This is a genomic window from Flavobacterium sp. TC780, from assembly GCF_056783245.1.
Window position 1 is genome coordinate 1 of sequence record NZ_JBXBAV010000046.1, and the last position, 10,657, is coordinate 10,657.

General features: G+C 31.6%; 12 protein-coding genes and 2 pseudogenes. 8 read left to right on the top strand and 6 right to left on the bottom strand.

Annotated elements, in window-relative coordinates:
- The first annotated feature begins 234 nt into the window (after positions 1-234).
- The 8 genes and pseudogenes from AC1RYN_RS04550 to AC1RYN_RS04585 all read left to right on the top strand — a co-directional run bounded on the left by AC1RYN_RS04550 (position 235) and on the right by AC1RYN_RS04585 (position 4,647).
- Positions 235-435, top strand: a complete 201-nt coding sequence (locus AC1RYN_RS04550) for a hypothetical protein (protein ID WP_481805995.1) — start codon at positions 235-237, stop codon at positions 433-435.
- Between the two features lie 101 nt (positions 436-536).
- Positions 537-1,031, top strand: a complete 495-nt coding sequence (locus AC1RYN_RS04555; protein ID WP_481805996.1) for a hypothetical protein — start codon at positions 537-539, stop codon at positions 1,029-1,031.
- A gap of 594 nt (positions 1,032-1,625) precedes the next feature.
- Positions 1,626-1,901: a hypothetical protein gene (locus AC1RYN_RS04560; RefSeq protein WP_481805997.1), complete on the top strand. Its 276-nt coding sequence runs from the start codon at positions 1,626-1,628 to the stop codon at positions 1,899-1,901.
- Between the two features lie 47 nt (positions 1,902-1,948).
- Entirely contained in the window at positions 1,949-2,893 is a 945-nt protein-coding gene (locus tag AC1RYN_RS04565) for a M20/M25/M40 family metallo-hydrolase (protein WP_481806005.1), read from the top strand.
- Between the two features lie 37 nt (positions 2,894-2,930).
- Positions 2,931-3,609, top strand: a pseudogene (locus tag AC1RYN_RS04570) (SDR family NAD(P)-dependent oxidoreductase).
- A gap of 29 nt (positions 3,610-3,638) precedes the next feature.
- The gene (locus AC1RYN_RS04575; protein WP_481805998.1) at positions 3,639-3,869 is read left to right on the top strand and encodes a four helix bundle protein; all 231 of its coding nucleotides are present in this window, start codon (positions 3,639-3,641) and stop codon (positions 3,867-3,869) included.
- Positions 3,870-3,876: 7 nt separating this feature from the next.
- Positions 3,877-4,008 carry a four helix bundle protein gene (locus AC1RYN_RS04580; protein WP_481805999.1) on the top strand — a complete coding sequence of 44 codons (132 nt, stop codon included), beginning with the start codon at positions 3,877-3,879 and terminating at the stop codon, positions 4,006-4,008.
- Between the two features lie 33 nt (positions 4,009-4,041).
- Positions 4,042-4,647 (top strand): SprT-like domain-containing protein, encoded by a 606-nt coding sequence (locus AC1RYN_RS04585; RefSeq protein ID WP_481806000.1) that lies wholly within the window; start codon positions 4,042-4,044, stop codon positions 4,645-4,647.
- A gap of 111 nt (positions 4,648-4,758) precedes the next feature.
- Here AC1RYN_RS04585 and AC1RYN_RS04590 read toward each other — a convergent pair whose 3' ends face one another.
- The 6 genes and pseudogenes from AC1RYN_RS04590 to AC1RYN_RS04615 all read right to left on the bottom strand — a co-directional run bounded on the left by AC1RYN_RS04590 (position 4,759) and on the right by AC1RYN_RS04615 (position 10,606).
- Positions 4,759-5,520: an ABC transporter ATP-binding protein gene (locus AC1RYN_RS04590; RefSeq protein ID WP_481806001.1), complete on the bottom strand. Its 762-nt coding sequence runs from the start codon at positions 5,518-5,520 to the stop codon at positions 4,759-4,761.
- Complete coding sequence (locus AC1RYN_RS04595; RefSeq protein WP_035619715.1) at positions 5,517-6,266, bottom strand: MlaE family ABC transporter permease; 750 nt, start codon at positions 6,264-6,266, stop codon at positions 5,517-5,519. The genes AC1RYN_RS04590 and AC1RYN_RS04595 overlap by 4 nt, the downstream gene beginning before the upstream one ends.
- An 81-nt stretch (positions 6,267-6,347) precedes the next feature.
- Positions 6,348-7,196 (bottom strand): glycosyltransferase family 2 protein, encoded by an 849-nt coding sequence (locus AC1RYN_RS04600; RefSeq protein ID WP_481806002.1) that lies wholly within the window; start codon positions 7,194-7,196, stop codon positions 6,348-6,350.
- A 30-nt stretch (positions 7,197-7,226) separates the two neighbouring features.
- A complete protein-coding gene (locus tag AC1RYN_RS04605) occupies positions 7,227-7,748 on the bottom strand; it encodes a class I SAM-dependent methyltransferase (RefSeq protein ID WP_481806003.1) in 522 nt (173 codons plus the stop codon).
- 159 nt (positions 7,749-7,907) lie between these two features.
- Positions 7,908-8,965: pseudogene (locus tag AC1RYN_RS04610) on the bottom strand (3-oxoacyl-ACP synthase III family protein).
- A 297-nt stretch (positions 8,966-9,262) separates the two neighbouring features.
- Positions 9,263-10,606 (bottom strand): hypothetical protein, encoded by a 1,344-nt coding sequence (locus AC1RYN_RS04615; protein WP_481806004.1) that lies wholly within the window; start codon positions 10,604-10,606, stop codon positions 9,263-9,265.
- Positions 10,607-10,657 lie beyond the last annotated feature (51 nt).

The window sequence follows — 10,657 nt, forward strand, 5'->3', positions numbered from 1 at the left end:
TTACGTATTGCTAGGTTATACATGCTCCTGTTGTTAGGGAGGCAGCACCTGAAAACGGATTAGTTATTAATCGTGACAACGAATTAAAAACATTGAGTATTACTCAAGCGGTTATCGAAAAGAATAAAGTGACGCTAGGGTATTATGATTTGATTGTAAATCTCGACTACCTAACATCATTTATTACAATTTAAAACTATAAAAGGTGAAACTATTTTTTCATAAAATCAGCAATTGGGAGTATTGGCCATTTCAGGTCTTGTATATACCTATTTATTTTCTTTGGGGTTTTTATGCATTCAAAGCAAAACGATATTTTTTTTTAATGCCTCTAATCCAGCAATTAAAAACGGTGGATTTATGATGGAAAGCAAAAAAGCAATTTATGATTTGATTCCAAAAAAATATTATGAGATTGAAAACTGTCTTAATTAAGGGAGAAATCTGCTCTGTTAGATATTGTAGCTGCAATTGTAGACAAAGGAATTCGGTTTCCATTAATCGCAAAACCAGATATAGGGTTACGAGGCTCAGGTGTGAAAAAAATTAAATCTGTTAAGGAGTTGAAGGAATATGCGACAAAAGCAAATTTTGATTTTTTATTGCAGGATATAATTCCATTTGAAAATGAAATTGGGATATTCTACGTTCGTCACCCCAATGAAAAAACAGGTAAAATTACAGGAATTGTTTCTAAAGAATTTCTGATAGTCATTGGTAATGGAGTCGCAACTATCGAAGAGCTAATAAATGAAGTTCCTAGGTATAAGCTACAATTAGATGTTTTAAAGAAAGAGTATGGTGCAAAATTGCAACGAGTTTTAGCTACTGGAGAGCAACTTAATTTAGTGCCTTTCGGGAACCATGCCCGAGGTGCTAAATTCTTAGATGGAAGTCATTGGATAACACCAGAGCTGACTCAAACAATGAATGCTATTTGTTTGCAAATTCCTGAGTTATATTTTGGAAGATTTGATATTATGTACAATAGTTCGGAAGAATTAGAACTGGCGGAGAGAATTTTTCTATAGTTGAGCTAAATGGTGCCGCCAGTGAACCTACACATATTTATGATCCTAAACACTCATTATGGTTTGCTTGGAAAGAATTAGCACGTCATATTACATATATGTATGAAATAAGTGCTGCAAATCATCAAAAGGGAGTACCGTATTTGGCTTATAAAACTGGGATAAATGATATCGATTGCACTTGACACAAAGTAATAAAATCGTAAATTTTTGAAACGATGAAACGGGTTAAAAATATATCAGTAGGTTTTTTGGTTAGTTTTTTGGGCTCAATTCCCCTTGGGTATCTAAACTTAGTTGGATTTGAAATCTATAATCAAACAGGATTTCGTCATGTTCTTATTTCTGTTAGGAAATCATTTTTGTAGAATCATTTGTTATTTATTTTACGCTATTATTTGCAAAACAGCTAGTTAATAATAGAAAAATAATGAAAGGGATAGACTTTTTTGCTATTGTTTTCATGCTATTCTATCTTATTCATTTTATGCTCATGCTGATGCAACTATAAATAACGATAGTTACATAGAGAAGTATATAATGTATTCCCCTTTCGTTATTGGAGTTTTACTTAATTGTTTTAATTTTTTACAGTTGCCTTTCTGGACTGGCTGGAATTTGTATCTAATAAATGAGAATTTTATTTCTATAGAAAAGAATTATAAATATTATTATATTGCAGGAACTTTAATTGGAGTTTTTTTAGGAATGCTAAGCCTTATTTTAATATTGCAACTCATTTTTAAGAATACATTATATGTTTTTAACTACGTGATGTCAATTCTTATTCCGTTGTTTTTTATTGTTTTGGCAGGTATTCAGACTTTTAAAGTGTATAATAAATATTTTAATGTAAAGCTTAAAACTTAGCTAAATCAAACCACAGTAATAAAAAACTATTCTTTTTATTTCCGTTTATTTTTTTTGCGTGCAAAACCAATACACAAGTTGCAACCGAAGCAACGCAGTCAAATTCAAAATTAGTAATTGATTATAAAGTAAAAGAGAGTGAAGTATCTTCGACTTTAAAATATCTCTCCTCAGATGAATTAGAAGGCAGGGAAACTGGGACAAAAGGAATTGAAAAAGCAGCTGTTTATCTAGAAGATTTTTTTAAGAGTAATAATGTGAAACCTTATTTTTCTTCTTATCGAGATACTTTATCTACGTTTAAAGCTCCAGCATATAATATAGTTGGATATTTAGAAGGAACAGATCCTGCTCTAAAAAAAGAATTTGTGATCTTAAGTGCACATTATGATCATATTGGTATTGATAAAAAAGGACTTAATGGTGATTTTATAAATAATGGTGCTAATGATGATGCGTCAGGAGTTGTAGCTGTTGCAGAAATAGCTAAGTATTTTAGTCAAACGAAATCGAATAAAAGAAGTGTGTTATTTGTATTTTTTGCAGGAGAAGAAAAAGGACTTTTAGGTTCTAAGCATTTGGCTAAAAAACTTAAAAGCCAAAATTTTAATTTATATACTCAGTTAAATATTGAAATGATTGGTGTGCCAATGAAGCGTGATTTTTTAGCTTATATTACAGGTTTTGATAAATCGAATATGGCAACAAAGATTAATGAATATACTGGTGATAAAACGATTGGGTTTTTACCAAAAGAAGCCGAATATCAGTTGTTTTTCAGATCAGATAATTTTCCTTTTTACGAAGCATTTGGAGTTCCTTGTCAATCGTTAAGTACATTCGATTTTGAGAATTTTGAGTTTTATCACCATGTTTCGGATGAATTTAAAGTGATGGATGTGTCTCATATGACTTCATTTGTCCAAGAATTATTGCCTGCGGTAACACATATGACAGATTCTCCAATAAAAGAGATTTTGATGACTAAATAAGCTATGCTTTTTTATAGGTTTTCCTTATTTTTGTTATATGAAACATATTATTATTACAGGAACGAGTAGAGGGATAGGTTACGAGCTGGCTTTGCAGTTTGCAAATGCAGGGCATCAGGTATTGGCTATTTCAAGAAAAATTCCTCAATTGCTTTTAGAGCATTCTAATGTGACTTGTCTTTCTGTCGATTTATCGAATGAATCTGAATTATACAAAGTAGATGAATTTCTTTCTTCAACTTGGAAAAAAGTAGATGCCTTAGTGCATAATGCAGGGGCGTTACTTTTAAAACCTTTTGCAGAAACTACTCAGGCCGATTTTGAAAATATCTATAAAGTAAATGTTTTTGCAGTAGCTAATCTTACAAGAGTTTGCTTGCCTTACCTTGAGAAAGCTAAGTCATGTGGTAACAATTAGTTCTATTGGAGGTGTTCGAGGAAGTCTTAAGTTTGCTGGGCTTGCAGCGTATAGTTCTAGTAAAGGTGCGGTAAATTACATTGTCTGAATTGTTGGCAGAGGAATATAAAGAAAAAGGAATTTCATTTAATGTTTTGGCATTAGGTTCTGTTCAAACAGAAATGTTACAGGAAGCTTTTCCAGGATTTAAGCACCAATTTCGGCAGAGGGAATGGCTACTTATATTTATGATTTTACACTTAATGGTAATAAATATTTTAATGGGAAAGTGTTAGAAGTTTCTTCGACAAATCCGTAAACAAATTATGAATTATAAGTTCTGGAATTATGAGTGAAAGTACTGTGAGTGAAAGTATTGTGAAAACCAAAAGTTTTGAGTTAGCTATAAGAGGAGTTAATTTTTATAAATGGATGGTTTCTGAAAAGAAAGAATTCATAATGAGTAAGCAATTTTTACGTTCAATTACTTCTGTTGGGGCAAATGTTCGCGAAGCTGTTAATGCTCAAAGTAAACCAGATTTTATTCATAAGCTATCAATTGCTCGAAAAAGAATGTGATGAGTCAATGTATTGGTTGGAAATATTAAAAGAAACAGATTATGTTTCTACGATAGAATTTGAATCGATACATGAACAATGTAATGAGGTTTTGAAAATTATAAGAAGTATAATAATTACCTCAAAGAAAAACTCATAACTCATAACCCATAACTCATAATTTATTTCCGTTTTGAATGAAACTTTAGCTAAATATATCCCTGGACATGCAGTAAAACCTGTTTTTGATTTGATTGTTGCCAATCAAGTTCATCTGAAAATTGTAAATGAGCGTCAGACACGTCATGGTGATTATAGAAAAGGGCCAAGCGGTAAACATGAGATTACAGTAAATTCTAGCTTAAACAAATACAAGTTTTTGATTACGCTAATTCATGAAATTTCACATTTGGTAGCATTTGAAAAATTTGGTAGAAAAATTAAGCCTCATGGAAACGAATGGAAATACTCTTTTCAGCGATTAATGGTTCCTTTTATTCGACCAGAGATTTTTCCAAGTCATTTACTGCCATTGCTCGCTAGACATTTTAAAAATCCTACTGCTAGTAGTGATACAGATACAACCTTGTCATTGGCTCTTAAACAATATGATCAAGAAAACGATAAGAATTACATTTTTGAAATACCGTTTGGAAGCGTTTTTAGAATACATAACGGGAAAATTTTTAAGAAGATGGCTGTAAGGACCAAACGTTTTGAATGTCTCGAAATAAGCTCCGGGAGGACTTATCTTTTTAATCCAAATGCCGAAGTAGAGTTATTGCCAGTGAAGAACTAAATCAAACTGGAAAAGGAAAGCCATTTAGAAATTAAGTTTAAGAACTGATCGAATCTTAAATTATCTTAATTTCTAAATGGCTTTAATTTATTTTGGAATTTAATCTAAAGGTTATCCTTTTAAATAAGCTTCTCTTACCTTTTTGAATAAATTTGATGAATAAACAAATTCTACAATAGCTTTATTATCAGTTATAAAAATCTCTTCTTTTGTTCCTTGCCATTCTTTTACGCCATTTTTTAAGAATAAAATATTCTCTCCGATTTCCATTACCGAGTTCATATCATGCGTGTTAATTACGGTTGTGATATTATATTCTTCGGTGATTTCTTTAATTAAGTTATCAATTAAAGTCGAAGTATTTGGATCTAAACCAGAATTTGGTTCATCACAAAATAAGTATTTTGGGTTATTTACAATAGCACGAGCAATAGCTACACGTTTTTGCATTCCTCCAGAGATTTCCGATGGTAATTTTTTATGAGCATCAATTAGATTTACTCTTTTTAAAACGAAATCTACACGATCTTGAATTTTAGAGCCTGTATCTGTAGTGAACATTCTAAGAGGGAAAGCAACGTTTTCGGCAACAGTCATGGAATCAAATAATGCACTTCCTTGAAATACCATGCCAATTTCGGTACGTAATTCTCTTTTTTCATCTGGATCTAGTTCTGAATAAACTCTACCATCAAACTCAATTGTTCCAGAATCTGGAGCATGAATACCTAATAAACTTTTTAATAATACCGTTTTTCCAGATCCACTTTGCCCAATGATTAGGTTTGTTTTTCCAGTTTCAAATACGGTCGAAACGCCTTTAAGTACTTTGCTGTCGCCAAATGATTTTTCTATGTTTTTTACTTCTATCATGAGCCTAATAACAATTGTGTTAGTATATAATTAAAAAGGATAATAGATACAGATGTCCAAACGAATGCTACTGTACTTGCTTTTCCTACTTCTAGTGCACCACCTTTCATATAATAGCCGTGAAATGATGGAATAGTTGCCAATAGCATGGCAAATATTATTGTTTTAATAAAAGCATAAGTAATATGAAACGGAATGAACTCCATTTGTGCTCCCATTATAAAATCATCACTAGTCGTAAACCCACCATAAACTCCAGCTAGCCAACCGCCAAAAATACCTAAGAACATACTGATTCCGATTACAAAAGGATATAGTAGTAAAGCAATTATTTTTGGAAAAACCAGATAGTTTAATGAGTTAACACCCATAACTTCCAGTGCATCGATTTGTTCGGTAACTCTCATGGTTCCTATACTCGATGTAATGAAAGAGCCCATTTTTCCAGCCATAATAACAGAGATAAATGTTGGAGCAAATTCTAAAATTACAGATTGTCTGGTTGCAAAACCAATTAAGTATTTAGGAATTAATGGATTTGTTAGGTTTAATGCAGTTTGAATTGCAACAACTCCTCCTACGAAGAATGATATGAAACAAACAATACCAAGGGAGTCAATAATTAAATCATCAATTTCTTTAAAGATTAGTTTCTTCATAACAGACCACTTGGTTTGTTTATTGAAAATTTCTTTAAGCATCAAGAAGTATCTTCCTATTTGGGATAAATAACGAATGAGCATCATAGTTTTTACGAATATGGGCTAAATTACGAAAATAGTTGCCAGTTTACGGTTTAGATTTTATAGTTTTTTTGATTGCTTGAACTAAAAAAGCTTTTCTTTCATCTTTTTCAAACGATAATTTCGAATGAATTTTGCTTGTGCATCGGTTACCAATAATGGTGTTTTTGCTTTTTTTGCTTTCAAGAATCCTTTGATGTAATCAAAGAATAGAAAAGGTTTTTTCTTCATCATTGCTAGTTTTGCAGATGCAATTGCAGTGATCCAAAAACCATAACCTAAAGTATAAAAAGCTTCACCTTGTTTATAACGTGCTGTTTTGCTGTAATTAGCACCAGTCGGTTTAAGATGTTTTACATGTAAAGAAGAATCGGTAACTATTTTCCAATCGTAATATTTACAAAGCAATTCGTCTACCGTGTCCCAGCCCATTGAGGGTTTAAGGCCTCCAATTTGTTGAAAAGTTTCTTTTCGATAGGCTTTTAGTGCACCACGAATATGATCTTTGTCGGTTAGATTTTCTAATATCCAATCTCCATTTTTTTCTATGTAGCAAAAACCTCCTGCCATTCCGATTTTTGGATCAGATTGAAAGTGAGAAATAACAGTTTCAAAATAGTTTGGAGGAAAAATTAAATCTCCATCTAATTTTACAATGATATCATAATCCTCGTCGAGTGTTTCAAACCCTTTGTGAAATGCTTGGATTACTTTGCTTCCTGGCAAATGTATAGCACTCGAGGTTTTGTTAACCAATGAGATGTATGGATTTTCTTTGGCATAATTCAATACAATTTCTTCCGTTTTATCGGTAGAATTGTCATTGACTATAACAACTTTTTTTGGTAAAACGGTTTGCGAAATCAATGACTGCAACGTTAAACCAATATATTCTTGCTCGTTATGTGCCGGTATAACAATGTAATATTTCATATTTAATAAACTGAAAACTGATACTGAAAATTATTTTCTTTCTGCGTAAACAATATAGTATCTATTAGTAAAGCTTCGCAATAACGGACGGATTCCGATTTTCTTTACTGGATTGGTCCATTTTTGTCTGTCGATGATTTTCCAACCTGTTTTTTCAAGAAGCCAATCTAATTGCCAATCTTCAAATTCGTGATAGTGTCTGTCCCACATATCTGTTTTACTACGATATGCTGGTGAGAACCATAAACGCATAGGAATCGAGATAAATAGTTTATCTGATTTTATTTCGTTTAAAATAGTGAATGGATTTAGTAAATGTTCGAAGATTTCGAAAGCGGTAACCACATCTTGTTTATCAGTAGAAAATACTGTTTGATCGATATCTAAATCTTCTCCAGTGGTATTTTTTACCTTAAAACCTTCAGCTTTCATGATTTTTGAAAACGGATTTTCAACTCCTAAGTCCAAAACGGTTTCGGATGTTGTGATGTGCTTTTTTAGAAATTCTAAAGTATGTTTGAATCGTTTATTTGGAAAAGTTTTTTCGTACATAGTTATTGCGAGGAACGAAGCAATCTCTCGTTCTTATTTTAATTAGGGTGCAAATATACTAAAAAGTCCGCATTTTAAAATGCGGACTTTTTTAGTTTTAAGTCGTAGTAATTAGTTTATCACACTGAGAACTGTGAGGGAACAATTTTTGAAAACGAATTAATGTCTGTATACAAATGCGTTAACATTCATTCCTGCTCCAACTGAAGCAAATATGATAACATCACCTTTGTTGATTTCATGATTTTCTATTTTTCCTTGCAATAGTAAATCGTAAAGTGTTGGAACAGTTGCTACACTGCTATTTCCTAAATCATGAATACACATAGGCATGATGTTTTCTGGAGGAGTTTTGCCATGTAGTTTGTAAAAACGATGGATTATAGCTTCGTCCATTTTTTCATTTGCTTGGTGAATCAATATTTTTTTGACATCATCAATTGCAATGCCGCTTTTGTCTAAACAGCTTTTCATAGCTGCAGGAACTTGCTTAAAGCAAATTCATATATTTTTCGTCCATACATTTTTATGTATTTTGTGTCAGGATCTAAATCGGGATTGTATGATTTACCAAAGAATAAGTATCCCGCTTCATCATTTGCAAAAGTGGCACTTTCGTATGATAATAAACCAGTTTCATCATCAGAAGCTTCGATAACAGATGCACCTGCTCCGTCAGAATAAATCATAGAATCTCTGTCATGATCATCTACAACTCTCGAAAGTGTTTCGGCACCAATTACTAAGCAACGTTTTGCCATGCCTGATTTGATGAAAGCATTTGCCTGTAGCACTCCTTCAATCCATCCTGGGCATCCAAAAAGAATATCGTAAGCAACACATTTTGGATTTTTAATAGCTAATTTGTTTTTTACACGTGTTGCTAAACTCGGTAGTATATCAGATTGTGTTGTTCCGTATTTTACGTCGCCAAAATTGTGTGCGAAAATAATATAATCAAGAGTTTCTGCATCAATCTTAGCATTTTCTATTGCTCTTTGTGCAGCAAAGTATGCTAAATCAGAAGATGTATATTGGTCTTCTGCATAACGTCTATTTTCAATACCTGTTATTCCTTTGAACTTATTGATGACAACTTCATTTGGGTAACCAAAAGGAGTTCCGTCTTCATTTAAAAATACATGTTCGTTAAAATCTGTATTCCTTATTTCTTTCTGTGGAATATAGCTTCCTATTCCAGTTATTTTTATTTTCATTACACAGTTTTTCCTAATAATTTAGGCTAATTTAGAAATAATATTATAATTACAACCATTACAATCATAATATTTACTATGCATGCATATAATTATGGAATAATTTCTGTTTTGCGAGAATAACTGGTTATTTATTAATTAATATTGGTGATTTTTGAATTTTTTATTAAGTAAATTGATGCTGTTCGAAAATTTATTTTTCAAAAATTTTATTATGTCAAAATAAATGCCTCGATTAATCGAGGCATTTATAAGAAAACACTTTGTTTTATAGGCTGTTATTGAATGCTGTTTTAATTAATTAATTCTTTCAAGAACAGTTGCTTTTCTGTTGATTTCTTCATTTATAATTTTTAAAGTTCCTTCTTTGCTAATTTCTGCAAAGATCTTTTTCCCATCTTTTAATCTTAAAGCACTAAATTGTAATTTATCATTGTCATCAACACTAATGGTATAAACTTCATATTCGCCAGAATTAAGTAACTTGGTATATTCATGAGTATCTAAATTAACTTTGTATAGATCTGTTTTTGTTGCGATATAATAATTTTCTTTTGAATTGGTAATTTTGCCATCTTGATCTATATGAGGTAATTCTATACTTTCAACTGAATTGGTGTTTTCGAAAAATTCCCAATTCATATTTCCCCAATTATAATAAGTATCTATAAATACAACTGAATTTGCTTTCTTGATCATAAATGACCCTTGACTAGATGTTCGAAACATCTGCCCAACACCATCAGGAATTGGGCCTCCATTAAGTGGCCATACTATACTGGTAGTGATGTTGTCACCATCGATGTCTATTTTATGAATTTTTGGGATGTAGCCTTCGTTCCATATATAAGTAATAAAATAGAACTTACCATTATTGCCTAACCAAAATTCCTTGTTCTCTCTTCCTTCTATTTTAACTTCATAAATTCCACCGTTTGCTTTTTTTATACGTAAACCATATTTATTAAGGCCATTACTTATACTATATTGATACATGCAGTTTCCTTTAGGGTCAACTTCAAAAAACATGGAAGTTTGTCCGCTAGGTAAATAATCTATTACATTGATATTATCTGGGTTGTTTAATGATAATTTTCCGATTGAATTATATCCTTTGTAATAATATATGTTTCCTTCTGAATCAGTTTTAGGTAAAATTTCCCCTAATTTTTTATTTCCAAATGAAAAATCTACAGATGAAGAATTAAAAATTGCTCCATCAGTTTTTCTTACTAGTATGCTAGTGTAACTTTGTGAAACTCCTTTCTCATCAGTATAATTAAAACTTCCTGAAAGCAAAACGTAAGACGAATTTAAGTTTTTTATGCTTTGTACTATTGGTTTAGAGCTAGTTGATGAGTTGTCTGCTTTTGTGAAATTTACTGGCAGGTATTTGCCATCAGCAGTGATTTTAAATAAATTTGTCTCAGTCGCAAGGTTTTTTCCAGTTGAAGATTGTTCAAGTATAACAAGACTTTTGGCATCTGAAATATTTAAGATTGTTTTCTGAGATTGATTGACGTTTCCATCTTCTTTTTTAATTCCATCTTCTTTGTCGCTTGAGCAACTAACGGATGATAATACTAAAAGAGCGCATAATACTTGTAAAGTTAGGTGCTGCCTCCCTAACAACAGGAGCATGTATTAAACCTTAGCAATACGTAACTGTCTGAGTAGTTTGTAACTTTAAAA

Bases quoted from the DNA above. Each gene is read 5' to 3' on its own strand.
- AC1RYN_RS04575 (WP_481805998.1), top strand. From the start codon at position 3,639: ATGAGTGAAAGTACTGTGAGTGAAAGTATTGTGAAAACCAAAAGTTTT.
- AC1RYN_RS04580 (WP_481805999.1), top strand. From the start codon at position 3,877: ATGTATTGGTTGGAAATATTAAAAGAAACAGATTATGTTTCTACGATA.
- AC1RYN_RS04590 (WP_481806001.1), bottom strand. From the start codon at position 5,520: ATGATAGAAGTAAAAAACATAGAAAAATCATTTGGCGACAGCAAAGTA.
- AC1RYN_RS04595 (WP_035619715.1), bottom strand. From the start codon at position 6,266: ATGATGCTCATTCGTTATTTATCCCAAATAGGAAGATACTTCTTGATG.
- AC1RYN_RS04600 (WP_481806002.1), bottom strand. From the start codon at position 7,196: ATGAAATATTACATTGTTATACCGGCACATAACGAGCAAGAATATATT.
- AC1RYN_RS04605 (WP_481806003.1), bottom strand. From the start codon at position 7,748: ATGTACGAAAAAACTTTTCCAAATAAACGATTCAAACATACTTTAGAA.
- AC1RYN_RS04615 (WP_481806004.1), bottom strand. From the start codon at position 10,606: ATGCTCCTGTTGTTAGGGAGGCAGCACCTAACTTTACAAGTATTATGC.